A 22,801-nucleotide genomic window follows, 5' to 3' on the forward strand; every position below is an offset into this window, starting at 1 on the left:
AGCACATGAAGAAAGCCGCACTCACCTTGGCGTTGTTGCTCAATGCCGGGTTGCTCAGCGCGCATACACAAGCGGCCGGCGATGCTGAAGCGGGCGCTACTTTGTTCAAACGCATATGCGGCGGCTGCCATCAAGTCGGGGAGTCGGCGCGGGGTTCGTTCGGGCCGCAACTCAATGGCATTTTCGGACGCTCTTCGGGCAGTACCAGGGACTATCAATATTCCGACGCGATGAAATCAGCCGGCATCGTCTGGACCCGCGAAACCCTCACGGCGTACCTTGAAGCGCCAAAGAAAGTGGTTCCCGGTACCCGCATGATTTTCTGGGGACTCAGCGATCCGGATAAGATCGAAAACCTGTTGGCGTATCTTCAAACTTTTCAGCCGCAGTAGGGCTTCTGCCGAGTCTGGTTTACTGGAGTGGTTGCAGCTTATGGGCGTGCACTCCGGGCGAGGGTGGCCGGGGCGTTTTTCGACCGCCGTTGACTTCGATGTGTCATGGGCAGAGTCTTGGCTTTGATGTTCCCCGGCGTTTTGTTTCTGAATCAACCCGGAATAATGGTTCCTGGGCTTGCGCTTACATGATGTAAGTGTGGTGAATCAACAGAAGTGATGTTAATGACTTCTTGGAGGCAAGGATGCGCAACTTGATTATTTTTAGATATTTCATGGCAAATCCCTACCGCGAACTTCTCACCACCCCCGGCGTCATGGGGTTGGTGATTGCGAGTTCCATTGCCCGTCTGCCGCAGGCAATGATCGGCATCGGCATCATTACCATGTTGGTGCAGCAGAGGGGTCTTTATTGGCTGGCTGGCTCGGTCGCCGGTACCTTTACCCTGGCGAATGCGCTGATCGGCCCGCAGGTGTCGAAACTCGTTGATCAGCGGGGGCAGAGTCGGGTTCTGCCCTTTGTGACTGCCTTCAGCATTGGCATGTTGCTGGCGCTGATATTCGCCGTATATATGAGGGCTCCGGCCACACTGCTTTTTATTCTTGCGGCATTGGCGGGCACGATGCCCAGCATGCCCGCCATGATCAGAGCACGCTGGACACAGCTTTTCCGTGGCAAGCCGCAGTTGCACACGGCTTTCTCCCTGGACACGGTTCTGACTGAACTCGCCTTTATTATCGGCCCGCCACTTGCCATTGGTTTGAGCGTCAGCTTCTTCGCCGAAGCCGGACCTCTGGTCGCCGTCGTGCTGCTGGTCATCGGCGTGACGGCTTTTCTTCTGCAGCGGCAGACAGAACCGAAGGTGGTCGTGAGCAATAGCCGTAGCACAAGCTCGACCCTGCTTATTCCCGGCGTTCGGACCATCGTTCTGGCGCTCCTGGCAATGGGTGTGATTGGCGGGTCAATCGATGTGGCGGTGGTTGCCTTCGCCAATGCACAAGACTGGCCAGCGTCCGCCAGCTTCATCCTTGCAGCCTATGCGCTCGGCTCAATGATCGCGGGCCTGACCTTCGGTGCAATTAGGGTTTCCTTATCGATTGAAAAGCAGTTCTTTGTTGGGGTGCTGGTAACGGCCGTCACTGCCGTGCTGCCCATTTTCTCACCGGACGTCTACGTCCTTTCGGGGATGCTGTTTGTGGCGGGTGTGTCGTTTGCGCCCACGATGGTCGTCGTCATGAATCTCGGTACGATCATTGTTCCACCGTCCAGGATCACCGAAGGACTGACATGGATGACGACAGGCATCAGCATCGGCGTTGCGCTCGGTGGCGTACTGGCCGGCCTGGTCATCGACCGCTATGGCGCGCGGGCAGGGCTCGGCGTCGCCATTGTTGCTGGGCTGGTGATGGTGGTGATCGTGCTGCTGGGGCTGCCTACACTTCGTGCTACGTCAGCGACTTGCGCCGAGCCGAGCTTCCAGTGATCAGCACTTTTCACTTTCCTGTTCCGGCGCGGCGGGCCAGGCACTGATGAGCGATTGCAGGAACTGCTCGGATAACTCAGGGTTGTCCAGCGCTCTGGCAATCAGCATCGCCCCCGCTATCGATGCGAGAATAAGCGCGGGGCCTGTGTATCGTCGTGTATCCAGACCCGCTGCGACGACGCTGGTGTACAAATCCCCTAGAAGCGGATACATCCGGGATACACGGATGCAGTCAAATGGCCTGGCCTTAGCGAGAAAGCAAACGTCCCTCGCACCACGGCTTATCGCCCAAGTGGCTGACCCTGAGCGGCCTCGCCGCACACAGTATCCGGAGAAATAACCATGTCCCGTCTCTCGAACAAATCCCGTATTGGCTTGATCGCTGTTTCGCTGGTTGGCTGCATGAACCTCGCTTCGTCTGCCTTCGCCGCCGACGCACTGCCTCAAGGTTACCAACTCGCCGCGGCGGAGAAGACCAGCGAAGGCAAGTGTGGCGAAGGCAAGTGCGGCGCCAGCGAAACCGGCGCCAAGGTGACCAAGGCCGGTGAAGGCAAGTGCGGTGAAGGCAAATGCGGCGACGCGTCCTTCGCCCGTACCGACACCGATCACGACGGCCGAGTTTCCCTGAAAGAATTGCTGACCGTGGCCCCGCAGGGCGGTGAGGAGTTCAAGGCGATGGACACCAACAACGACGGTTTCCTCTCCGAAGGCGAGGTCTACAAATTCCGCACCAACCAGTTCACCTCCAACGGCAAGAAAGTGCCGACCGAGCTGTTCACCAAAATGAGCAAAGCACAAGGCTGATAGGCGCTGCTGCCGACTCCTGCAACACCGGTATGGCGAGACGGGGTTTTCTCTGTCTCGCCAGCACTGGTGTTTATTCGTGACTCGCTTCCAGGTTGCTCAACAGCCATTCGACGAAGGTCCGCGCCAGCGGATTGTTTTCACTGTCGCGATGAGTCAGCAAGGCCCAGTTCGGGCCGCGAATGGTGCCCTCGACCAAGGGTTGCAACAACCCGTTTGCACGCGCTGGCCGACTCAGCAACTGGCTGACCAGTGCGATGCCGAGCCCCGCGCACGCCGCGTCCAGTAACAGGCCGGGATCGGAGAAATTCAACCCCTGATCCTTCTGGCCGACATCAATGCCAGCCTCCACGGCCCAATGACTCCAGTCCATTTCCCGCTCGCCGTGAAGCGTGGTGCGCTGCTCGACGGGCACCGCCAACAGGTCCGGGTGGCAGGCCGGATAGAGGCGGTCTGCGTGCAGCACCTTGAAGCTGCACTCGGCCTGGGAGCTGATGTCATCGCGCACCGCGAGGTCGATGGTCTGGGTGGCCATGTCCGGGACTTCATCGGTGCTGAAAATCCACAGGTCGACCTCCGGATGCTGACGGCGAAAATCTTCCAGGCGTGGAAGCAGCCAGTGCCGGGCGAACGTCGGTGTGGTGTTGAGCACCAGTTGGTTGGGTTTCTGGTATTGCCCGAGACGACGAATGCCGACCGCCAGTTGCTGCAATAACGCTTGCGTGGTGCTGAGCAAATCGTGACCGGCATCGGTCAGGCTGACACTGCGTCCACTGCGAAAAAACAACGGTTGCTCAAGGTAGGCCTCAAGCGTGCGGATCTGTTGGCTGATGGCCGACTGGGTCAGGTGCAACTCGTCCGCAGCCTTGTGAAAACTGCCCAGCCGCGCGGCGGCTTCAAAGCCGCGAAGGGTGCTGAGCGGAGGCCAGTGCTTGAGCATATTGATAAGTTCCTCTAATCACTTTTCTACAAAATCCATCGTTTGTTCGCCTTATTTCACAGCCGTAGCATGCATGCCAAGACCGCGAAGGCAGTTTTCATTGAACACAATGACTTAACTCAAAGGTACTTGTCATGCAGCAGAACGAACTTCAGAACAGTGGCTGGCGGATGCCGGCAGAGTGGGTCAAGCACGCCGCGACCTGGATGGTCTGGCCGCACAACCAGGCGCTTTGGGAATCGGGTTGGGGCGTCACCTTGCCGCTGGTGCAAGAGGATTTCGCCCGTGTCGCCAACGCCATTGCCCGGTTCGAACCGGTGAAACTGGTGGTCGACCCGTCGGCTGTCGCGAGTGCCGAGGCGCTGTGCGGGCCCAACATCGAACTGATCCCGCTGGCGGTCAACGACAGTTGGTGCCGGGACTCTGGCCCGAGCTTCGTCTGCCATCCGCAACACGGTCTGGCCGGTGTGAGCTGGCGCTTCAATGCCTGGGGTGGCAAGTCGCTGCATAACCTGGATGAAAGCCTGGCGCGTCGCGCACTCAATCGTCTCGGCGTGCCGTGTTTCGGCACCCCGCTGAGTAACGAAGGCGGCGCGATTCATGTCGACGGCGAAGGCACGCTGATCACCACCGAGTCGGTGTTGCTCAACCCCAATCGCAACCCGGGGATGACCAAGGCCGAGATCGAGGAGATCTTCACGCGTCTGTTGGGGGTGAAAAAAACCATCTGGCTGCCGGGTGATCCGGACTACGTGACCGGCGATATGACCGATGGCCACGTCGATGGCGTCTGCGCCTTTGCGCGTCCCGGTGTGTTGCTGGTTGACGCCACTCACGACAAACAGTCGGTGTATGCCGAAGTTGCACGGGAAAACCGTCGCGCGCTGGAACTGGCCACCGATGCCCAAGGGCGCACGTTCGAGCTGATCGAACTCTTTGAAGCCACCGATGCCGTGGACACCGAAGCCGAAGTGTTCTGTGCCTCGTACACCAATTTCTACATCGCCAACAACGCGATCATCATGCCGGCCTATGGCATCGATGCCGACAACGCGGCGGCCGAAGTATTGGCTCAGGCGTTCCCGGGCCGCGAAGTGGTGCCGGTGCGGATCAATCACCTGGCCCATGGCGGCGGCGGGGTGCATTGCATTACCCAGCAACAGCCGGCCTGGCCGGTGCAGGGGTAATGCCATGACCCTGTTGACGATTGCCACCACCCAGATGCCGTGCACCTGGGACTTGCCGCACAACCTTGATCGGGCCGAGCAATTGGTTCGTGAGGCGGCTGCGAAGGGCGCCCAGGTCATCCTGTTGCAGGAGCTGTTTGCCACGCCGTACTTCTGCATCGAACAAAGCCATAAACATTTGGCGTTGGCCGAAGAATATCGATACAGCGGTGTACTCAAACGCTTTGCCGCGCTGGCCAAGGAATTGGGCGTGGTGCTGCCACTGAGCTGGTTCGAAAAGGCCGGCAATGCCTACTTCAATTCCTTGAGCGTGGCCGATGCCGACGGACGTTTGCTGGGGGTGTACCGCAAGACCCACATCCCCAATGCCATCGGTTACCAGGAGAAGGAATACTTCAGCCCCGGCGACACCGGTTTCCGCGTCTGGGACACCGCGTTCGGGCGCATCGGCGTGGGGATCTGCTGGGACCAGTGGTTCCCTGAAACGGCTCGTTGCCTGGCCTTGATGGGCGCCGAAGTCTTGCTGTTTCCCACCGCCATCGGCTCTGAGCCAGGCTGCGCAGCGCTGGACTCCCGAGACCACTGGCAGATGACCATGCGTGGCCATGCCGCTGCCAACATCTTGCCGGTGGTGGCGTCCAATCGCGTCGGCCGGGAAGTGGCAACCACCGACCCGGATTTGCAGATGAGCTTTTACGGTTCGTCGTTTATCTGCAACCACAAGGGCAAGTTGCTCGCCGAGGCCGACCGTGACAGCAGCGGCGTGCTGGTCCATAGCCTCGACCTGGCCGCCATGCGCGAAGAACGCCTGAGCTGGGGCATCTACCGCGACCGTCGCCCAGACATGTACGGGGCGTTGTTGAGTCAGGACGGTCGTCACCTTCATGCACGCTGGAACTCTCAAGGAGTTTGATATGCATATTCCCCGCAAGCTGATGCTCGGCGCCTTGGGATTGGCACTCGCCTCGTCGTCGCTGCATGCCGAAGAAAAAACCTTGAGGCTGTACAACTGGGCCGATTACTTTGCCGAAGACACGTTGGCCAAATTCACCGCCGAGACCGGGATCAAGGTGATCTACGATGTTATGGATGGCAGCGAAACACTGGAAGCCAAAATGCTGGCCGGCAACAGTGGTTATGACCTGATTTTCCCCGGCGACACCGTTGCCGAACGCTTGATGCGCGCTGGCAGCCTGATGCCGCTGGACCGCTCGAAACTCACCGCTGTGGATGACATCGAACCCGGTTTGCAGAAGCTGCGCAGGCAGTATGAAACGTCGAGCAAGGCCACCGTCCCCTACACCTGGGGCACCATCGGTGTGACCTACAATGACGAGCAGATCAAACAGCGTTCGCCGGACGCCCCGGTCAACAGCCTCGACATGCTGTTCAAACCGGAGCTGGCCGGAAAATTTGCCGATTGCGGCATCTCGATGATCGATTCGCCGGACGAGGTGTTGGCTGTCGTGCTCAATTATCTGGGGCGTGAGCCGCGCAGTGCCAAGCCTGAAGACCTGGCCGCAGCGAGTGAGTTGCTGATGAAACTGCGACCGTACATTCGCAAGTTCCAGTCGCAACCGGTGACCGACCTTGTGAACGGCAACCTGTGCCTGTCCCTCGGTTACAGCGGCGATATGACTCAGGCACAACGCACGTCGGACAGCGCCGGCAAGCACACCCGCTTCGAATACCGCGTTCCCCGTGAAGGCACCACCGTGTGGATGGACACCATGGCGATTCCAGTCGACGCCAAACACCCGGAGTACGCCTATGCGTTCATCAACTTTGTCATGCGCCCACAGAACATGGCCGCCATCAGTAACTTCACCGGTTACCCGACTTCCAATGCCAAGGCCCGACCGGACGTCGATGCGACGATGCGCAACAACCCGGATATCTACCTCGATGAGGCCACCTATGCGCGGCTGATTCCGGGCAAGGACATTCCCCAGTCCGACATGCGCGCGCGGATGCGCACCTGGACCAAGTTCAAGACGGCCACCGCAAAATGAGTGCTTCACACAAGGACCCACACATGCCGACGCGTCGGGGTTTCATCAAACAGGTTTCGCTCATTGCCGGTCTCGGCGCCGCTGCCTCCATGGGTTTCAGCCTTACGCCCGTGCACGCAGCGACCCAAGGTCGCTGGCGCATGCCGGACGAGGGCGACCGACACGAACGCGCCTTCATTGCGTTTGGTGCACAGAAAGCTATCTGGGAGGATTTCACTCCCCACGTGCAAGCGGCCATCGGCCTGATCGCCCGCACCATCGCTCGTTATGAACCGGTCACCGTGTTCTGCCGCCAGCGTGAGCGGAGCCTGGCGGAACAGCAGTGCGGCACCACCAACATCACCTTCGTCACCACCGAATTGGACGACATCTGGATGCGCGATATCGGCGCCAATTTCGTCATCGACGGCGAAGGCGGTCTCGGCGCCGTGGATTTCAACTTCAACGGCTGGGGCGACAAACAGCAGCATGACAAGGATGCGCAACTGGCCGCTCTGGTGGCCGATACTGTGGATGCCCGTTACCTGCGCAGCGAACTGGTGGGCGAGGGCGGTGGCATTGAAGTGGATGGCCACGGCACGGGAATCATGACCGAAAGCAGCTGGATCAACCGCAACCGCAATCCCGACTGGAGCAAGGCCGAAGTCGAGCAGGAACTGAAAGACCGTTTGGGCTTGCGCAAAATCATCTGGCTGCCGGGCATCAAAGGCAAAGACATCACCGACGCGCATGTCGATTTTTACGCGCGTTTCGTCAAGCCGGGTGTGGTGATCGCCAACCTCGACAACGATCCCGATTCATACGACCGGAAAGTGACCTTGGCGCATTTGGTGATCCTCAAGAACGCCACCGATGCCGACGGCCGCAAGCTGCAAGTGCACACCCTGTCGCCGCCGCTCAAGCCACGCAAGAGTCAGTTCAACCGTGACAACCCGGATTTTGCTGCGGGTTACATCAACTACTTCCTGGTGAATGGCGCGGTCATTGCGCCTCAATTTGGTGACAACGCAGCCGATGCGAAAGCGTTTGACCTGTTGTCGCAGCTGTACCCGGACCGGGAAGTGGTGCAGCTGAACATTGACGCTATCGCGGCGGGTGGCGGGGGGATTCACTGTGTGACCAGTCACCAGCCGGTGGCTTGATCGGGAATGAGCGAAGGCGCAATGCCTTCGCCGACGCTGGCGAGCTTCGGTAGCCTTTTGCGAATGTGGGTCATATTGACGGCTCCCTTAAACTAGAGTCGAAGTTGACGACCAGCGTTGTGCGGTTGCACTCGCTTAGGGGCATTAACGTCAATGCGAACAAACAGGTGCAATTCGGACACCATTTTCAAGGTGGTCGAATTGAGTTTTTTTGCGTTTTGTACCGATGTCTGGCTTTTTTAAGGGGCGAAGCCTGCCGCTCAGAGGCCTGGAGGGCCCAATGCCGTCCATCACAACGCGCCTGATGGTGCTGTTTGTTCTTTGCCTGACACTTGAAGTGCCAGCCCAGGGCAGCGCGTGCCCGGCTGGCGAGAAACAAGTGTGCCTGGACGGCTGCATCTGTCTGCCAGACCTGGGACAGGTGCTCGGCCCGCTGCCGGAAGACCTCTACCAGATCGCGGCACCGGCCCTGGCCCTGTGGCTGACCCAGGCCCGCGCTGAAGCCGCCAACACCGGCCTCCAACCGATTCCACCGCACATCCGTGAGCAACTGCTGCGCTGGTACGACCCCGGCGTCCTCGATGCAGCGCGCTACAAAATCAGCGACAACGGCCAATTCAGCGCGGCCACTGCCATGCTGCAAAACCCCGATGTCGGTGCCGTGACGCTGATCGACATCATCCTCTTCCGTGACGCTCAAACCGCAGAGCAGAACATCACGCTCTGGGCCCACGAACTCAAACATGTGCAGCAGTTTCAGGAATGGGGGGTAGAAGGATTTGCCCAGCGATACACCCAGGATTTCAATGCCGTGGAGGCACCAGCCTATGCCATTCAGGCTGAGGTCAGAAGGTCGTTGAGAGAAGGCGCTGACTGAAGGGGCGCGAAGCTGCGCTCACACCTTCACTGCCTGAACGCCTCGGACAGTACGCGTCAATTGGTGCGCTCTCGAACGACAGCCTCGCATGGCAGCAGTCTGTGGACCTCGTCGAGTTCCCTGGCGTGATGGATGCCCCATTCGATCAGGGATTCCAGGATGGAGCGCAGGCTTTCGCCGAGCGGGGTGAGCAGGTATTCGATGCCCTGGCGATCCAGGGCACTGGGCTGCCGGCTCACCATCCCGTGTTCCTCAAGCGCTCGCAGTTGCTCGATCAAGACCTTCTGTGAGACGCCCGCAATGCGCTTCTCCAGATCACAGGTACGGTGCGGGCCGTCCAGCAGCACATGCAGGATGACCGCTTTCCAGCGGCCAGAGAGGACAGCCAGCGTGCGCTCGATCGGCAAGCCCGGCAGTCTATTGATTGTCTTCATTTGCCACCACTGACTAAACGGTGTGTAGATGGGCGTGACTGACGAAAAGTACGCTTTCCTTCCGATCAATACCGACCCGAAGGAAGACCCCATGATAGACCTGTTTGAATCTCGATTGCTTGGCGGCAGCGTACTGCTGAAGAACCGTATTGTCATGGCCCCCATGACCCGCACACGGACGTCCGAGGGCGACGTCCCGAATGAGTTGATGGCGACCTACTACGGGCAGCGAGCCAGTGCCGGCCTGATCGTCGCCGAGGCGACGGACGTTGCGCCCTCCAGCAACGGCTACGCCATGACACCCGGCATCTACACGTCCGCTCAACGGCAGGGCTGGCGTCTGGTGACCGACCGGGTTCACCGCAATGGCGGCACGATATTTCTGCAACTGTGGCACGTCGGCAGGATGGCCCATCCCTCGCTCATGCCGAACGGCGAGGCGCCTTGGGGGGTGACCGAGGAAAGGGCCGAGTCGCAGGTGTTTGCCCACGGTCCGGACGGCAAGTTGGCCCATATTCCGGCAGGTACGCCTCGGCGCCTGAGGCCGGAGGAAGTGATGGCGTTGGTCGGCACCTTTACCCAGGGCTGCGTCCAGGCTCGGGAGGCTGGATTTGACGGTGTCGAAATCCACGGAGCCAACGGTTATCTGTTCGAGCAATTCATGAACTCGGTGCTTAATAAACGCACCGATTGCTATGGAGGCGCCAGCGTCGAAAACCGCACACGGTTCCTGTTGGAAGTCGTTGAAGCGGCGGTCCGTGAATTGGGGCCGGGGCGCGTGGGTGTGCGCCTGTCGCCGTTCGGCAGGTTCAACGGCATTCCAGCGGACCCGCTTACCGAGGAAACCTTGTTGTACGTTGCCGAGAAATTGGGACGTCTTGGCGTCGCCTATCTTCATCTGGTCTACGAGCTGATGCCTGCGGAGAACATGGAGGTGGCCGAGTTCCAATCGCACCACCTCGACCACGCTTTGCTGGCCAGGGTTCGGGCAGTGTTTCCCGGCGCAATCATCTGGTGCGGCGGATTCACTGATCGCCAAGGCGCACAGGTTGCGCTCGACACAGGGTTAGTGGACTTGATCGCCTTCGGCAGGCCCTATATCTCAAACCCGGATCTGGCTGAGCGCCTCAAGCACGGCTGGCCGCTAGCCGAAGCGGACCGGTCAACGTATTACACCCGACGCGGCGAAGTGGGTTACACGGACTTCCCTGCGTATGCCCTCTGGGGTGCTGCGTGCAGCGCAGGTTGAGAACGGCGGTGCAATGCCAGGCATTGCTTTGATTACATTGCGTATCAACTGAAATGCGCGTCGGCGGCATTATCACAACAGAGGTCTGCCACTACATTGGAGAGGCTATCTTTCTCAGGTGCCTCTCATGATTCAGAACATTATGAAAACCGTATGCCTGACAACGCTTCTTGTCGTATGTGCGGCAATGCCGGTCGTTCAAGCACAACCACTGCCGCTCGGTAAAACCGGTGCTTTGTACAATGAAGATGTGGAGTGGCAAAACTTTCCAGCGTTCCCGAAAGAAGTAAAGCTGGCTGTTCTAGTCGGTGATCCTGCTAAACCAGGCCCCTACGTTGTGCGAGTTAAAGTGCCGGGTGGCACGAAATTAATGCCCCATACGCATCCTGAAGATCGTATATACACCGTCATGTCCGGCGTGTTTTATATTGGTTTTGGGACTTTGTTCGATCCGGACAAACTGGTTGCTTATGGCCCGGGGAGTGTAATAGTGCTACCGGCTAATACTCCGCATTTTCATTGGGCCAGATCAGGAGAGTATATTTCTCAGGTTTATGGAACAGGTCCGCTAGGCCTTGAGTACATTGATAGCAATGACGACCCTCGTCATTCTTCAAAGTAATCGCTGCGGTATTCACCCCTTGGCTCGATGACGCAAGCGCGAGTAAGAAATCAGCATGCTGGTCAGTTCCTGTGTGACTTGGGTGAAGGGCGACACTCGGCGGCTGATCAAGCACACCTCACCTGACTCCAACGGCTCCTGAACCGAAATGCTGATAAGTGACGCGGAAAACAGCTTCATGCCGGGAAGCATGCTCGGCTCTATGGTCAGGTAATCCGTCTCGGAAATGACGTGCAGGATTTCCAGCAGCGATTCGGTGGTGATCACGATCTTCGGTGGTGGTAAGCCTAGGGTCCTGAACAGCTCAATCAGATACTTTTCCGCGCTACCGACGATCCCGGCCGGCCGGACGCTGATCCACTGGCAATCGGCCAGGTCGCGCACTGATCGAGCCTCCGCCAAGGGGTGCCCCTTGCGCGCAATGACACTGGCTTTCGAGCTGTAAAGCCGCTCGATGTGCAGGTCGATATCGCAGACGTCGGGATTCAGTGGACACATCACAAAGTCGAGCCGGCCAGCGCGAATCATCTCGATCAGCATCTTCGACTTTCCGCCGGCGACGTGTAACTGCACGTTTGGAAATCGGCGGGTAAAGCTGCTGAAGACCGGCATCAAACACGCCGCCAATGGTTCCGCGGTGACACCCAATGCAATCTGACCTTCGGGCGTTCCATTCCATTGCCGGACGTCTTGTACCGCGCGATCGCAATCCAGAATGATCGAGCGGGCCCGGGTCAGGAACACCTTGCCGGCCAGGGTCAGGCTGATGCCTTGATTGGAGCGCACCAGCAAGGTGACCCCCAGTTCTCTTTCCAGACTTTGAACCGACTCGGTCAACGTGCTTTGGGCCGCGTCCAGTTCCCGTGCCGCCGAACGAAAGCTGCCCCTGTCCACCACTGAGCAAAAGGCCCGAAGCTGGATCAGCTTCATGAAGCAGTGATCCAGTTGTTGCCGTTGTGGCCATGGGAAGCGTGATCGGCAGTGACAGACAGTAGGTAGCTGCTTGCGGTGTTCATGGCTGAGTCTCCAACGACAAGGTTTATGGTCGCGATCGATAAGATCGCATGCGATATATAAATATTCGCCCAAATACCCAGTGATGTCAAAGCTGACCCTGCACCTTGGCGACGAGCGGTGGCGGACGGAAAAGTCGAAGGTGATCGGTTTTTCCGTTCTTCTCGACCCCTTGTCAGTGCCTATAAAATCAATGCCGTCAGATAGTTACGTGACTTTTGTGCTATTTGAATCCTATAAGAATTTCAAGGAATCACCGATGAGCAAAATCGATAAAGTCCTGGTGACCGGCAAAACGCACACCACCCTGAGCAGCTCCGGCAACACGTCACGCGGGCACAACGGCAACCTCGACATCGAACTTTCAACGCCCGGGAGCGCGAAAACCGCCCACGTATTCGCTGCCACCCAACCGCACCCGACGGCCGAGCAGTTGTTTGCCGGAGCATGGTCGGCCTGCTACATCGCAGCCGTTGGGCTCGCGGCCAAAGAGTTGAAGGTGACACTTGCGGCCGATGTGTCCGTCGATATCGAGATCGATCTGGGTCAAACCGCAAACGCTTACCTTCTGCAGGCCCGGTTCGATGTACGCCTGCCAGGTTTGTCGCATGAGGTCGCTTGTGCTGTCGCCCATGCTGCGGATCAGATGTGCCCCTACTCGAAGGCGACGCGCGGCAACATCGACGTTGCGTTTAATGTTCTGACGTCGTGATCAAACAACGTTCTCTAACCAGACGTAAGTTTTGCGGCGCTGCGGCAGTGACCTGTGCGGCTGCACCGTTAGGGTTACTCGGTTTATCAATCAGGACTGATGCAATGACTATTAATCCATCAGATACAAAGAGTGTTTCTGCTGAAATACGCCCCTTCCATTTCAGAGCCCAGGATTCAGAACTTACAGAGTTGCGCCGACGCATAGAAGCAACAAGATGGCCGGACAAGGAAACAGTCACTGACTCCTCGCAAGGTGTGCAATTGGCGACGATCCAGAAACTGGCCAGACACTGGGCGACCCAATATGACTGGCGAGTAATCGAATCAAAAATAAACGCAGTTCCAAACTTCATCACAAACATTGATAGCCTGGACATCCATTTCCTTCATATCCGCTCAAAACACGAGAACGCGCTGCCGCTACTGATGGCGCACGGCTGGCCTGGGTCGATCATCGAGTTGATGAAAGTCATCGGCCCACTCACCGATCCTGTTGCACACGGTGGCAGTGCTTCCGATGCGTTCAGCCTGGTGATTCCATCGATGCCGGGTTACGGCTTCTCGGAGAAACCGACCGTGGCCGGCTGGAATCCCGAGCGTATCGCCGATGCCTACATCGAGTTGATGAAGCGTCTCGGATACACCCGTTACGGCGCGCAAGGTGGCGATTGGGGCTCTATCGTTGTCGATCTGATGGCGGTAAAGGCGCCACCTGGCTTGATCGGTATTCATTCGAACATGCCAGGCGTCATCCCGCCTGGACTGGATGCGGCGTTGTTCCGCGGCGACCCGGTCCCCAGCGGTCTTTCAGCAGAAGAGAAGCAAGCGGCTGATCAACTCGCCAACACCTACAAGCACATCGGCTACGCCATCATGATGGGTGACAGGCCTCAGTCATTGACAGGTCTCAATGATTCACCCGTTGGCCTGGCAGCCTTCATGCTGGATCACGACCCTAAAAGCTACGAGATGATCGCGCGTTCCATTGACGGACAACCGGAAGGCCTCACACCCGATGACGTCCTCGACAACATCACGTTGTTCTGGCTGACCAAAACGGCCGTTTCTTCGGGGCGGCTCTATTGGGAGAACAAGTCGACCTTCTTCGCCGTCAAGGGCGTCAACATCCCGGTCGCGGTCAGCGTGTTTCCTGATGAGCTGTACGCGGCTCCGAAAAGTTGGTCGGAGCAGGCCTATCCCAAACTTGTGCATTACAACAAGCTGCCCAAAGGCGGGCACTTTGCTGCGTGGGAGCAGCCGGCGCTTTTCTCCCAGGAAGTCCGGGCCGGATTCAAGTCGCTGAGGTAGGTGACTAGCCTGCAGGCATCGAAGACCTGATGTTGTAATGATCAGGGTGGCTCGGTTCGGATCGTTGATCGTCATGCGTGTAAGCGATCCGTGCCGCGCAACCATCGGCCTGGACATGATCATGCAGGCGAACGCCAGTCTTTACTGGCTATTTCACTGCACCTCCTTGCGGGATATCGCCGCAAAAAATATCGACATTGCCACTCTCCGGAGCTGTTCGCACGACGATGGAATAGTCGCCGGTCAGCAGATCTTGCAGTGCGACCGGTGCGCTTCTTGAGAACGACCAGCCGCGCACGGCTTCGCGCTTGGTGTTGACCTTGTCATTCATTGCAAAGGCGACTGGCCCGGGTTGCTGGCAGCTGCCTTTGTTGATGAAACTGTAGAGACGCAAGGGCAGCGTCGCTCCGCTTGGAGCACCACTGATGAAGAAGCTGAGCCCGGTTTGTTTGTCCCAGTTTGTCAGCGTTACGTTGCCGATCTGCCCGGTGTTCTGCCGGGTGGCAACCAACGGGACAGACACGCCATGGTCTGATGAAGTGGTGCAGCCAAAGAGGCTGGCGGCGATCATTAGGGTTGCAAGTGAGTGTCTGAAGTTCATTGCCAACTCCTGCTTGAGAACTGCAATGGGTGATTAGCGGGTATAGCTCATTAATCGCCTCCCGGCGTTGCGTGCGAATTCCTTTTCCCGCTCGGGCAGCCCTCAATCACCGCCGTGTTGAAGATGATCTCTGTCGACGTCGCCCCATCATTGACTCGCATCGAGCACCACGCGGTAACGTGCCTTGCCGCTGCGCAGGTGATCGATGGCTTCATTGACCCGGCTCATGGGGAAGAGCTCGACCTGCGGCAGGATCTGATGACGTGCGCAGAATTCCAGCATGGTTGCCGTGGTACTCGGCGAGCCGACGGGGGAGGCGGACAGGGTCTTTTGTTGGGGGATCAGGTTGAACACATGCACTGGAATGGCGTCGGGCACGATGCCGACAAAATGCAGGCGACCCTTGCCGCGCAGGGTGGCAAGCATGGCCGTCCAGTCGAGGTTGGCGTTGGCGGTCACCAGCAGGAAATCCAGGGTGCCGGCAATGGTTTTCAGTGCGTCGCTGTCGGTCGAGGCGACGACGTTGTGCGCGCCCAGGCGTCGGGCTTCGTCCGTCTTGTTCAACGATGAGGTAAACGCCGTGACCTCGCAGCCCCAGGCATTCAGGAAGCGCAGCGCCAGATGACCGAGGCCGCCGATGCCCACCACGCCGACCCGGTCAGTGGGTTTGACGCCGAACTCCACCAGCGGGTTGAACACGGTCGAGCCAGCGCAGAACAGCGGCCCCGCCATCGACGGGTCGAGTTCGCCGGGAATCGCCAGCGCCCAGGCCCAGTGCGAACGCAGGCGATCGGCGAAACCGCCGTTGCTGCCGATAATGGTGGGTTTGGCGGTGCCGCACAGATGGTGGGCGCCGCCGATGCACGAGGAGCAATGCATGCAACTGCCCTTGTACCAGCCAATACCGACCCGTTGTCCCACTTCAAGCCCGCGTACCTGCGCGCCTACTCGCACGATTCGGCCGACCACTTCGTGGCCAGGGATAAAAGGGTAGCTGCTGACGCCCCATTCGTTATCGATCAGCGACTGGTCGGAGTGGCAGACGCCGCAATATTCCACCGCGACTTCCACCTCCTCATCCCCCAACGGACCGGGGTCGTAGCTGTAACGCTCCAATGGCGCGCCGGCGGCCATTGCGGCCCAGCCGGTGAAGGACGTGACTTCAGTGCTATCGCTCATGGGATACCTCCAGGTCAGGAGACAAGGGTTTGGCTGCTCGGGTGTCGCAACGGCGCTAGAAGAGTGTAGCGGGTTGCCTGCTGGCATTACGGTTGCCGATGACCGGATGCAGGCGGGGCGATTCTTGTTTCAAAGATCGTCGGCCCACTTCGAAGTGGGAGGTTCTTCTAAATGGACAGGATTGATCGCAAGATTCTTTCTGAGCTTCAAAAAGACGGTCGTCTTTCGGTGACCGAACTCGCTGATCGCGTCGGGCTTAGCCTTTCTCCTTGTCATCGACGGGTGCGGGCGCTGGAAGACTCGGGGGTGTTGCTGGGCTATCGCGCGCAGCTGGATCCTGGCGCACTTGGCCTTAACTTCTCCGCCATGGTCTTTGCCACTCTTCGAGAGGGCGACAGGAAAGCTGTGGAGGCTTTCGAGACGGCGCTCATTGAAATACCCCAGGTGGTCGATGCCCAGAGGTTGTTCGGGGAGCCGGATTATTTGCTGCACGTCGTTGCCCAGGACCTGCCGGCATTCCAAAGACTTTACGATGAAAGCCTTTCAACGTTACCCAATGTGCAGCGGCTGACCTCGACACTCGTCATGAAGCGGGTCATCCAGGACAGGCCACTGCCGTTGTGAGGGTGTGGGTCGAGCGACGTGTCCGCAGTTTCCGTTAGAGCCCCTAAGACACCTCGCCCAATACGATCCGACGCAATCAGCCTTTGCTGGCCGCCAGATACGCGCCGAGCCGTTGTCCCATTTGCTCGCCCAAGGCCTGCAAGGCACTGAATGGGCGGACCATCACCTCGAACTCGACGATTTTTCCTTGTTCATCGAAGCGGATCATGTCGATGCCCTTCAGCTCTTTACCGCTGACTTTGGCACTGAACTCCAGGACGACGCTCAAGCCGTCGGCGGTCGACAGTTCGCGGTGGTAGGTAAAATCCTCAAACACCTTGACGACCGTGTTGAGAATCATCGAGACCACGGGTGCTCCCGGGTAAGGCTTGTGGGCCATCGGCGAGCGAAACACCGCTTGCGGGTCCAATAATTCCGGCAGGGCGCTCAAGTCACCTTTGCGGATCAAGTCGTGCCATTGCTTCAGGGATTGTGCGGCGTTGGGGTGCAGGTTCAGTTCAGACATATTCAACTCCTGTATTTTTGTTGTTCTGTAGAACGCTTCAGTGTTGCACATGCAGTGTCGCGCGAAGGCGTGCCGCAAGTCTTCAATAGTGCCGCCAGGATCGAACGGCGGCTATACGAATGAACTAAAAGTAGCTCACGAAAAAGCCCGGCTGTTCAGGCCGGGCTTCTTGTTGGGTACCGCTGTAAAACCATTCATTCATGCAGCGCGGCTTTCGATCAAGCGGTCGGAACCACCTTCGGCAACACGGTTCTCGATCAGACGGTCGGAGCCACCTTCGGCAACGCGGTTTTCGATCAGGCGATCCGAACCACCCTCAGCCACGCGGCTTTCAATCAGACGATCCGAGCCGCCTTCAGCGACAACCGGGTGAGCAGAAGAAGCGGCGAAAGCGTTAACTGCAAAAACCGAGAAAGCGATGCTGAGAAGGATTTGGCGTTTCATGATTGTGCTCCGGGGTGTAGTTGTTTGGTATGGAGCCGATCTTACGCCGCGGAGTTTTTAAGAGAACTTCATTGAGTTAATGGTGACTATTGACGCAGTCAATGGCTGCACGCAACGAGTTGCCCTGCTACTGCTCAGTGATACATAGCTCCCCTGTCGCGCGTATCAATGCCTGACCGTGCAGTTGATCCTTGATCAGGCCGGCGCGCGCCTCGCCCAGCCAGTCCGGACAGCTCGGGTCCTTGCGATAGGGCGCGAAATCAGCGTATTGCTGCAACAGCCGGTTTTGCAGCTCATCCAGTTGCGGGCGGATCTGCCTGGCGAGATCCGGGCGCTGCGTGTCTGGCGCCTTGCCGGCCGCTCGCCATTGCGCGAGGAGCCCGTACTGCACCAGTTTGTTGGCTTCAATCTGAGCGGCGATCAACTCGGCGACCGGTTCCGGGTCCAGTTTGCGGTCAACGGCCACCTTCCTGGCATTGGCGATGACCTGCGCTTCACGGGCACTGTCCTGGATCGATTTGCCACTGTCCCACTTGGTCAACGCCACGAGATCAGCAATGTTCAGGCGTTCGTTCATCGTCACCAGCAGCGGCTGCAAACTGTCGGGCACCGGTGCGGGCGTGCTCGCCTGTACGCCGCCAGCGAGTAAACCGACCAGGGCGCAAGTCATCAGCTGCGGGATGCGTGGGAAGCGGGGCATAAACAAAACCTCATCAGACTCAGGACATACATACTCAGGTGTTGTGTATCACAGATCGACACCAGGCATACAGCGCCTGAAGTGCACGGTGAGTTAGACTGAAATGCAGAACAAACATACCGATTTCAGTCATCACTGTGCAGCTTCATGGACAGTCAGGCTGCGGGTTCATCATGAAGCGGGTAGACCACAGTGAATCAACTTTTAGCGATGCGCGCATTTGTACGCGTTGTGGAAACAGGCTCTTTCAGTCGGGCTGCAGATCAACTGGCGCTTCCACGTTCGACGGTCAGCAAGTTGATAACCGACCTCGAAAAGCACCTGGGTATCAAGCTGATGCACCGGACCACCCGTGCGGTCGCCGCCACTTCGGACGGGCTGGAATACTACAGCCATGCAATGCGTCTGATCGCCGAACTGGACTCGGTGGACAACGCCGCGCGTGGCAAAAAGCTCAAGCCCGGCGGACACTTGAGGATCGATGTACCCGCCTCATTTGCCAATTGCCTGCTGATTCCCGCGTTGCCTGGTTTTCATCGCGAGTATCCCGAGATCACCATCGCTTTGGGCATCAGCGACCGCCCTGTCAACATTGTTGGCGAAGGCGTGGATTGCGTCATTCGCGCTGGCGACCTGGATGACATGACGATGATCGGTCGCAAGATCGTCGACCTTCAATACGTGACCTGCGCAACGCCCGCTTATCTCGAACGCATGGGTATGCCTTCTTCGCCCATCGATCTCCAGGCCAACCATGTTCAGGCAGGCTATTTTTTTGCCGCGACAGGAAAACCGGAACCCTTGATTTTCGAGCGCGGCATTCATCGCCACGAAATAGGCGACTGCGAGTTTTCGACCAATGATGGCAATGGCCTAAAGGAAATGATGCTCGCGGGCCTGGGCATCGGGCAGCACTTCAGGCGCATCGTTCAGCCTTATCTGGATGCTGGCGAATTAGTTGCTGTATTGGACGACTGGTCTCGACCCGCGATGCAGTTTCATATCCTCTACCCACCCAATCGACATCAAAATGCCCGGCTGAAGGTTTTTATCGATTGGGTGATTCAGACATTCCGGGAAGAGTCGCCTGCTCCTTGAAACTCAATGAACAACGGCGGTAACGCGGATTTCAATTCGCATCGTTGGAAGACCAAGCGCCGCGACCCCGAGTTGAGTCCAGATGGGCGCGTGGTTGGGCATGTAATGGCGATAGAGCCTGGCCATCGTCTCGTTGACTATCGGAGGAAAACCTCCGACATGGTAAGAGTTCACATGGACGACGTGCTCCCAATTGGCACCCGCCGTCGCCAGGGTTCGTTCCAGATTTTTGAACGCCTGAGCAATTTCGTCCTCGATCGAGTCGGGAATCTGCAGATCGTTATCCCAGCCGCCCTGGCCTGAAGTCTCCACACGATCGCCAATTCTTACCGCTTGCGAGTAGTGCAAAGCATTGAGCAGGGTTTCGCCATAACCGGGCGTAACAAAAAATTCGGGCTTGTTCATTGTGTACCTCTGTTCAGTTCGATGTTCGTTGGAAAGCGTCTACCTGCTGACGATGCTAATAGACTGAATAGAGGATCAATAGCCGTTAAAGCTGACATGACTGTCCATGTGCATGGATAGTCGAATTAGACGGTGTGTACGAAAAAGCCCGGCTGATAAGGCCGGGCTTTTCGTTGAGTGCTGCGATGAAACCATTCATTTATGCAGCGCGGCTTTCGATCAGGCGGTCAGAGCCACCTTCGGCAACGCGGTTTTCAATCAGACGGTCGGAACCACCTTCGGCAACGCGGTTTTCAATCAGACGGTCGGAACCACCTTCAGCGACGCGGTTTTCGATCAGGCGGTCAGAGCCACCTTCGGCGACGCGGTTTTCAATCAGACGGTCGGAGCCACCTTCAGCCACTCGGTTTTCAATCAATCGATCCGAACCACCCTCGGCGACGCGGCTTTCAATCAGACGATCCGAGCCGCCTTCAGCGACAACCGGGTGAGCAGAAGAAGCGGCGAAAGCGTTAACTGCAAAAACCGAGAAAGCGATGCTGAGAAGGACTTGGCGTTTCATGATTGTGTGCTCCGGGGTGTAGTTGTTTGGTATGGAGCCGATCTTACGCCGCGGATTTTTTATGAGAACTTCATTGAGTTGATGGTGACTATCGACGTCGGCAATGAATGGACGAAGCTCAATTCCGCAGGGTGATGGCACCTTGCTACGCGTTGCTTGATTGGATCCACGGTGTCACCCTCAGCGCCCGCTGTACCAAGGAGCAAGGTGATCAAGGAATGAGTGGATACGTCCCCAACCCCCCGAAAAACTACCGATATGACGAAGCCAAACCCGTCGACATCCATGCCCGACGCTGGGCGGAATATGAAAAGCACGGAAAGGCACCGACGCCTGCAAAAGAGAAAGTCAGGGTCGCGCTACGCATTGGGGTGTTCTTTGACGGCACGCTGAACAATGCCGGCAACTCGGCTTCCGGGCTGCTTTGCGGCGCCCATCATCCAATTCAGCCAGCGGATGTTGATGCGAGTTGTAAGTCTTATATGGCGGATCCTGAAGGGAGTTATGGGAATGATGTCAGTAATGTCTTCAAACTCTATGAGCTTTATCCGACATCGGAAGTAGCCGGCAGCGATGGCTCAGCCAAACTCGTACTTCGCAGTCTGTATGTCGATGGCATCGGAACCGATGCAGGCGCTGAAGACAGCATGGGGGCCGCGGCCACCGGGCGAGGTGATGCCGGTGTAGCGGGGAAGGTACAAAAAGCGTTTATCGCCATGAAAACACTGATCAAGGAGGCAACAGATCGTAACCCCGACAGTGAGATTACATCGCTTACTTTCGACACCTTTGGATTCAGTCGAGGTGCAGCCGCTGCCCGTCACTTCGCCAATGAAATCGTGCGTTGTCAACAAGGGCCATTGGGGGAAGTGCTTCGTAGTGCACCTAATAGCTTCAGCTCCAGCTTTGGTGGCCAGTACAACAGTGAAATCGTCATGGGGTTTATCGGCTTGTTCGATACCGTTCCTTCAGTCGCGGGGGTCACGAACATTGGTAACATCCAGAGCCCGGTAGCGCCGGGGATCAAGCTCTACCTTGATCGAAAGTACTTTACCGATGTCGTCCAGCTGACCGCACGAGATGAAGTTCGAGCCAACTTCGCTTTAAGTACGGTCATTCCTGCGCACACCGAAATATCCGTTCCAGGCGTGCATTCGGATATTGGTGGAGGTTATCGGGAGGAAGTGGAGGAGTGCGTATTGGTCAGCCCTATGCAAGCCCTCACGATTCGAGAGGGAACGGACATTCGAACCACTTCCATTTATCGTGACGCCCAACAGCAAAAAGCCAAGTGGATCGCCAACGGTTGGCCAGAGGCGATGTTGGAAATCGTGACGCCGAAACCGAGCCTCTTGCCCAAGGCAGAGCAGATTATTCCGGGCTTCAAGCAGGTACGGGCGTATGCAGGTTTGCAACTAAAGCGTCCAGTCAGTGGCAAGCTGTCGGTGGTGTATCTGCACTTGATGCATAAATTGGCGAAGGAGAAGGGTGTGCAGTTTGATGTGATCGACGAAAACGATCCTGCTTATAGCGTTCCTTCTGAGCTACAGCCTTTTTGCGATAGGGTTCTTGCCGGAAACTACGAACCAGCGGCTGAAGAAGAAAAGATGTTGAGACTTAAATACATCCACATGTCTGCCAACTGGAGCAATCCAGTTGGTGCAAGTCGAGAGCGAGGTGTAAACATACGCTACACCAACGCGCCAACTGAAAGTGGTGTACGTGTGCACCACCCTCATGTGCCGGATTCTAGCTGGAGAGTGTTTTGATGCGTGCGCTGATTGTATTACTCGGCATGTGGTTGGTAACCGGGTGTCAAGCTTCAGATGCTCTCTCAAGTAACGAACTCACTAGAAAATGGTGGAGCCTTAGCTTCAACCAGCCAAATTACATGAAGGTTTGGGTCGAGGACAGTCAGGTCGAAGATATCAACGGCAAATTAATCCGCCGCACAGGCGGCGGGACGGCTGCGGGTAACGAGCCAGAGGACGGAACGGAGTCGGCTCGGGGATGGGGCCAAATAACCGGGGGCATTCGAGAAGTCGTTGGCGCCGATTTGCCAAAACGTATTTACGTTCGCTGGCAGTCAGTTGTCGAATCAAAAACCTACCGGGTCTGGATCGATATGCCTGAGGAGGCTCGGGAAATCATGCGTGCAGCGGTAAATACCCCTTGCCCAGCAGAGTCCAACGAACCAGCCGGAACTATCGCGCTGGTTTATGTCGGTCTTGCTCCAGGCGGAATCGCTCAGGTGTGGGTCTCGGACAAATGCATGAAAGCAGTCAAAGTCGCTCGCGCCCAAGCAGAGATTGAGCCATTGGGGCCGCATCTTGGTAAATCTGGCGGTAACTACTACCCGCAATCTGAGAACTCCAAACGCTACATCGAAAAATACGGCATTCCTTACGGTAGTTGGTAAACCCAACCCACAAAAAAAAAGACGCCTCCAAGGCCTAATGCCGATCCCGGTTTACGACCTAAGCGAGACGCGACTGTAGCCGGCG

Annotated in this window: 25 protein-coding genes and 2 pseudogenes; 16 read left to right on the forward strand and 11 right to left on the reverse strand. The window is 57.6% G+C overall.

The genetic code is table 11. The features are described from left to right. Positions 1 to 5: 5 nt before the first annotated feature. Entirely contained in the window at positions 6 to 392 is a 387-nt protein-coding gene (locus ACRC4F_RS23335) for a c-type cytochrome (protein ID WP_438661476.1), read from the forward strand. Positions 393 to 667: 275 nt separating this feature from the next. Next, on the forward strand, positions 668 to 1,876 hold the full coding sequence (locus ACRC4F_RS23340) for an MFS transporter (RefSeq protein ID WP_438661550.1): 1,209 nt from the start codon (positions 668 to 670) through the stop codon (positions 1,874 to 1,876). Here the strand turns inward: ACRC4F_RS23340 and ACRC4F_RS23345 are convergent. Continuing rightward, positions 1,877 to 2,008 (reverse strand): annotated as a pseudogene (locus tag ACRC4F_RS23345) (TetR/AcrR family transcriptional regulator); the annotation flags it as partial. It lies immediately after the preceding gene. Between the two features lie 210 nt (positions 2,009 to 2,218). On the opposite strand from ACRC4F_RS23345, the gene ACRC4F_RS23350 reads away from it, so the two are divergent. After that, entirely contained in the window at positions 2,219 to 2,680 is a 462-nt protein-coding gene (locus ACRC4F_RS23350; RefSeq protein ID WP_438661477.1) for an HvfA family oxazolone/thioamide-modified RiPP metallophore, read from the forward strand. 73 nt (positions 2,681 to 2,753) lie between these two features. Here the strand turns inward: ACRC4F_RS23350 and ACRC4F_RS23355 are convergent, their stop codons facing one another. Beyond that, complete coding sequence (locus tag ACRC4F_RS23355; protein WP_438661478.1) at positions 2,754 to 3,620, reverse strand: LysR substrate-binding domain-containing protein; 867 nt, start codon at positions 3,618 to 3,620, stop codon at positions 2,754 to 2,756. A gap of 134 nt (positions 3,621 to 3,754) precedes the next feature. On the opposite strand from ACRC4F_RS23355, the gene ACRC4F_RS23360 reads away from it, so the two are divergent. The 5 genes from ACRC4F_RS23360 to ACRC4F_RS23380 all read left to right on the forward strand — a co-directional run bounded on the left by ACRC4F_RS23360 (position 3,755) and on the right by ACRC4F_RS23380 (position 8,838). Continuing rightward, complete coding sequence (locus ACRC4F_RS23360; RefSeq protein WP_438661479.1) at positions 3,755 to 4,807, forward strand: agmatine deiminase family protein; 1,053 nt, start codon at positions 3,755 to 3,757, stop codon at positions 4,805 to 4,807. Positions 4,808 to 4,811: 4 nt separating this feature from the next. Further along, positions 4,812 to 5,720: an N-carbamoylputrescine amidase gene (gene aguB / locus ACRC4F_RS23365; RefSeq protein ID WP_438661480.1), complete on the forward strand. Its 909-nt coding sequence runs from the start codon at positions 4,812 to 4,814 to the stop codon at positions 5,718 to 5,720. A 1-nt stretch (position 5,721) separates the two neighbouring features. Next, positions 5,722 to 6,819 carry an extracellular solute-binding protein gene (locus tag ACRC4F_RS23370; RefSeq protein WP_438661481.1) on the forward strand — a complete coding sequence of 366 codons (1,098 nt, stop codon included), beginning with the start codon at positions 5,722 to 5,724 and terminating at the stop codon, positions 6,817 to 6,819. Positions 6,820 to 6,842: 23 nt separating this feature from the next. Then, positions 6,843 to 7,961: an agmatine deiminase family protein gene (locus ACRC4F_RS23375; RefSeq protein WP_438661482.1), complete on the forward strand. Its 1,119-nt coding sequence runs from the start codon at positions 6,843 to 6,845 to the stop codon at positions 7,959 to 7,961. A 280-nt stretch (positions 7,962 to 8,241) separates the two neighbouring features. Further along, on the forward strand, positions 8,242 to 8,838 hold the full coding sequence (locus ACRC4F_RS23380; RefSeq protein ID WP_438661483.1) for an eCIS core domain-containing protein: 597 nt from the start codon (positions 8,242 to 8,244) through the stop codon (positions 8,836 to 8,838). Between the two features lie 56 nt (positions 8,839 to 8,894). Here the strand turns inward: ACRC4F_RS23380 and ACRC4F_RS23385 are convergent, their stop codons facing one another. Beyond that, a complete protein-coding gene (locus ACRC4F_RS23385) occupies positions 8,895 to 9,272 on the reverse strand; it encodes a winged helix-turn-helix transcriptional regulator (RefSeq protein WP_438661484.1) in 378 nt (125 codons plus the stop codon). 28 nt (positions 9,273 to 9,300) lie between these two features. Here ACRC4F_RS23385 and ACRC4F_RS23390 point away from each other — a divergent pair, with 28 nt between their 5' ends. Continuing rightward, positions 9,301 to 10,521, forward strand: coding sequence for an alkene reductase (locus ACRC4F_RS23390; RefSeq protein WP_438661485.1), 1,221 nt, complete (start codon positions 9,301 to 9,303; stop codon positions 10,519 to 10,521). 127 nt (positions 10,522 to 10,648) lie between these two features. Next, the gene (locus ACRC4F_RS23395) at positions 10,649 to 11,143 is read left to right on the forward strand and encodes a cupin domain-containing protein (protein WP_438661486.1); all 495 of its coding nucleotides are present in this window, start codon (positions 10,649 to 10,651) and stop codon (positions 11,141 to 11,143) included. Between the two features lie 12 nt (positions 11,144 to 11,155). Here the strand turns inward: ACRC4F_RS23395 and ACRC4F_RS23400 are convergent, their stop codons facing one another. Then, a complete protein-coding gene (locus tag ACRC4F_RS23400; RefSeq protein ID WP_438661487.1) occupies positions 11,156 to 12,073 on the reverse strand; it encodes a LysR substrate-binding domain-containing protein in 918 nt (305 codons plus the stop codon). A gap of 343 nt (positions 12,074 to 12,416) precedes the next feature. Here ACRC4F_RS23400 and ACRC4F_RS23405 point away from each other — a divergent pair, with 343 nt between their 5' ends. Further along, entirely contained in the window at positions 12,417 to 12,869 is a 453-nt protein-coding gene (locus ACRC4F_RS23405) for an Ohr family peroxiredoxin (protein WP_438661551.1), read from the forward strand. 104 nt (positions 12,870 to 12,973) lie between these two features. After that, the gene (locus ACRC4F_RS23410) at positions 12,974 to 14,179 is read left to right on the forward strand and encodes an epoxide hydrolase family protein (protein ID WP_438661488.1); all 1,206 of its coding nucleotides are present in this window, start codon (positions 12,974 to 12,976) and stop codon (positions 14,177 to 14,179) included. A gap of 148 nt (positions 14,180 to 14,327) precedes the next feature. Here the strand turns inward: ACRC4F_RS23410 and ACRC4F_RS23415 are convergent, their stop codons facing one another. After that, positions 14,328 to 14,780: a hypothetical protein gene (locus tag ACRC4F_RS23415; protein ID WP_438661489.1), complete on the reverse strand. Its 453-nt coding sequence runs from the start codon at positions 14,778 to 14,780 to the stop codon at positions 14,328 to 14,330. A 147-nt stretch (positions 14,781 to 14,927) separates the two neighbouring features. Then, on the reverse strand, positions 14,928 to 15,959 hold the full coding sequence (gene ahr, locus ACRC4F_RS23420; protein ID WP_438661490.1) for an NADPH-dependent aldehyde reductase Ahr: 1,032 nt from the start codon (positions 15,957 to 15,959) through the stop codon (positions 14,928 to 14,930). Positions 15,960 to 16,130: 171 nt separating this feature from the next. Between ahr and ACRC4F_RS23425 the strand changes: the two genes are divergently transcribed. After that, on the forward strand, positions 16,131 to 16,583 hold the full coding sequence (locus tag ACRC4F_RS23425) for an Lrp/AsnC family transcriptional regulator (RefSeq protein ID WP_438661491.1): 453 nt from the start codon (positions 16,131 to 16,133) through the stop codon (positions 16,581 to 16,583). 76 nt (positions 16,584 to 16,659) lie between these two features. Here the strand turns inward: ACRC4F_RS23425 and ACRC4F_RS23430 are convergent, their stop codons facing one another. The 3 genes and pseudogenes from ACRC4F_RS23430 to ACRC4F_RS23440 all read right to left on the reverse strand — a co-directional run bounded on the left by ACRC4F_RS23430 (position 16,660) and on the right by ACRC4F_RS23440 (position 18,232). After that, a complete protein-coding gene (locus ACRC4F_RS23430) occupies positions 16,660 to 17,088 on the reverse strand; it encodes a nuclear transport factor 2 family protein (protein ID WP_438661492.1) in 429 nt (142 codons plus the stop codon). A gap of 201 nt (positions 17,089 to 17,289) precedes the next feature. Next, a pseudogene (locus ACRC4F_RS23435) lies at positions 17,290 to 17,532 on the reverse strand (phage infection protein); the annotation flags it as partial. 127 nt (positions 17,533 to 17,659) lie between these two features. Continuing rightward, positions 17,660 to 18,232, reverse strand: coding sequence for a chorismate mutase (locus ACRC4F_RS23440; protein WP_438661493.1), 573 nt, complete (start codon positions 18,230 to 18,232; stop codon positions 17,660 to 17,662). Positions 18,233 to 18,424: 192 nt separating this feature from the next. On the opposite strand from ACRC4F_RS23440, the gene ACRC4F_RS23445 reads away from it, so the two are divergent. Then, positions 18,425 to 19,330 (forward strand): LysR substrate-binding domain-containing protein, encoded by a 906-nt coding sequence (locus ACRC4F_RS23445; protein ID WP_438661494.1) that lies wholly within the window; start codon positions 18,425 to 18,427, stop codon positions 19,328 to 19,330. Between the two features lie 3 nt (positions 19,331 to 19,333). Here ACRC4F_RS23445 and ACRC4F_RS23450 read toward each other — a convergent pair whose 3' ends face one another. Next, positions 19,334 to 19,735: a RidA family protein gene (locus ACRC4F_RS23450; RefSeq protein ID WP_438661495.1), complete on the reverse strand. Its 402-nt coding sequence runs from the start codon at positions 19,733 to 19,735 to the stop codon at positions 19,334 to 19,336. A 199-nt stretch (positions 19,736 to 19,934) separates the two neighbouring features. Beyond that, positions 19,935 to 20,297 (reverse strand): hypothetical protein, encoded by a 363-nt coding sequence (locus ACRC4F_RS23455; protein WP_438661496.1) that lies wholly within the window; start codon positions 20,295 to 20,297, stop codon positions 19,935 to 19,937. A gap of 218 nt (positions 20,298 to 20,515) precedes the next feature. On the opposite strand from ACRC4F_RS23455, the gene ACRC4F_RS23460 reads away from it, so the two are divergent. Together ACRC4F_RS23460 and ACRC4F_RS23465 are read left to right on the forward strand one after the other, a co-directional pair. Further along, positions 20,516 to 22,066 carry a DUF2235 domain-containing protein gene (locus ACRC4F_RS23460; protein ID WP_438661552.1) on the forward strand — a complete coding sequence of 517 codons (1,551 nt, stop codon included), beginning with the start codon at positions 20,516 to 20,518 and terminating at the stop codon, positions 22,064 to 22,066. Beyond that, the gene (locus tag ACRC4F_RS23465; protein WP_438661497.1) at positions 22,066 to 22,716 is read left to right on the forward strand and encodes a DUF2931 family protein; all 651 of its coding nucleotides are present in this window, start codon (positions 22,066 to 22,068) and stop codon (positions 22,714 to 22,716) included. Before ACRC4F_RS23460 ends, ACRC4F_RS23465 begins: the two co-directional genes overlap by 1 nt. Positions 22,717 to 22,801: the final 85 nt, after the last annotated feature.

It is taken from the genome of Pseudomonas sp., from assembly GCF_051660785.1.
In the GTDB taxonomy this organism is placed as follows: domain Bacteria; phylum Pseudomonadota; class Gammaproteobacteria; order Pseudomonadales; family Pseudomonadaceae; genus Aquipseudomonas.

What these genes read in the sequence shown, in the direction of transcription:
- ACRC4F_RS23335 (WP_438661476.1), top strand. Translation starts at nt 6, where the DNA reads ATGAAGAAAGCCGCACTCACCTTGGCGTTGTTGCTCAATGCCGGGTTG.
- ACRC4F_RS23340 (WP_438661550.1), top strand. Translation starts at nt 668, where the DNA reads ATGGCAAATCCCTACCGCGAACTTCTCACCACCCCCGGCGTCATGGGG.
- ACRC4F_RS23350 (WP_438661477.1), top strand. Translation starts at nt 2,219, where the DNA reads ATGTCCCGTCTCTCGAACAAATCCCGTATTGGCTTGATCGCTGTTTCG.
- ACRC4F_RS23355 (WP_438661478.1), bottom strand. Translation starts at nt 3,620, where the DNA reads ATGCTCAAGCACTGGCCTCCGCTCAGCACCCTTCGCGGCTTTGAAGCC.
- ACRC4F_RS23360 (WP_438661479.1), top strand. Translation starts at nt 3,755, where the DNA reads ATGCAGCAGAACGAACTTCAGAACAGTGGCTGGCGGATGCCGGCAGAG.
- aguB (WP_438661480.1), top strand. Translation starts at nt 4,812, where the DNA reads ATGACCCTGTTGACGATTGCCACCACCCAGATGCCGTGCACCTGGGAC.
- ACRC4F_RS23370 (WP_438661481.1), top strand. Translation starts at nt 5,722, where the DNA reads ATGCATATTCCCCGCAAGCTGATGCTCGGCGCCTTGGGATTGGCACTC.
- ACRC4F_RS23375 (WP_438661482.1), top strand. Translation starts at nt 6,843, where the DNA reads ATGCCGACGCGTCGGGGTTTCATCAAACAGGTTTCGCTCATTGCCGGT.
- ACRC4F_RS23380 (WP_438661483.1), top strand. Translation starts at nt 8,242, where the DNA reads ATGCCGTCCATCACAACGCGCCTGATGGTGCTGTTTGTTCTTTGCCTG.
- ACRC4F_RS23385 (WP_438661484.1), bottom strand. Translation starts at nt 9,272, where the DNA reads ATGAAGACAATCAATAGACTGCCGGGCTTGCCGATCGAGCGCACGCTG.
- ACRC4F_RS23390 (WP_438661485.1), top strand. Translation starts at nt 9,301, where the DNA reads ATGGGCGTGACTGACGAAAAGTACGCTTTCCTTCCGATCAATACCGAC.
- ACRC4F_RS23395 (WP_438661486.1), top strand. Translation starts at nt 10,649, where the DNA reads ATGATTCAGAACATTATGAAAACCGTATGCCTGACAACGCTTCTTGTC.
- ACRC4F_RS23400 (WP_438661487.1), bottom strand. Translation starts at nt 12,073, where the DNA reads ATGAAGCTGATCCAGCTTCGGGCCTTTTGCTCAGTGGTGGACAGGGGC.
- ACRC4F_RS23405 (WP_438661551.1), top strand. Translation starts at nt 12,417, where the DNA reads ATGAGCAAAATCGATAAAGTCCTGGTGACCGGCAAAACGCACACCACC.
- ACRC4F_RS23410 (WP_438661488.1), top strand. Translation starts at nt 12,974, where the DNA reads ATGACTATTAATCCATCAGATACAAAGAGTGTTTCTGCTGAAATACGC.
- ACRC4F_RS23415 (WP_438661489.1), bottom strand. Translation starts at nt 14,780, where the DNA reads ATGAACTTCAGACACTCACTTGCAACCCTAATGATCGCCGCCAGCCTC.
- ahr (WP_438661490.1), bottom strand. Translation starts at nt 15,959, where the DNA reads ATGAGCGATAGCACTGAAGTCACGTCCTTCACCGGCTGGGCCGCAATG.
- ACRC4F_RS23425 (WP_438661491.1), top strand. Translation starts at nt 16,131, where the DNA reads ATGGACAGGATTGATCGCAAGATTCTTTCTGAGCTTCAAAAAGACGGT.
- ACRC4F_RS23430 (WP_438661492.1), bottom strand. Translation starts at nt 17,088, where the DNA reads ATGTCTGAACTGAACCTGCACCCCAACGCCGCACAATCCCTGAAGCAA.
- ACRC4F_RS23440 (WP_438661493.1), bottom strand. Translation starts at nt 18,232, where the DNA reads ATGCCCCGCTTCCCACGCATCCCGCAGCTGATGACTTGCGCCCTGGTC.
- ACRC4F_RS23450 (WP_438661495.1), bottom strand. Translation starts at nt 19,735, where the DNA reads ATGAACAAGCCCGAATTTTTTGTTACGCCCGGTTATGGCGAAACCCTG.
- ACRC4F_RS23455 (WP_438661496.1), bottom strand. Translation starts at nt 20,297, where the DNA reads ATGAAACGCCAAGTCCTTCTCAGCATCGCTTTCTCGGTTTTTGCAGTT.
- ACRC4F_RS23460 (WP_438661552.1), top strand. Translation starts at nt 20,516, where the DNA reads ATGAGTGGATACGTCCCCAACCCCCCGAAAAACTACCGATATGACGAA.
- ACRC4F_RS23465 (WP_438661497.1), top strand. Translation starts at nt 22,066, where the DNA reads ATGCGTGCGCTGATTGTATTACTCGGCATGTGGTTGGTAACCGGGTGT.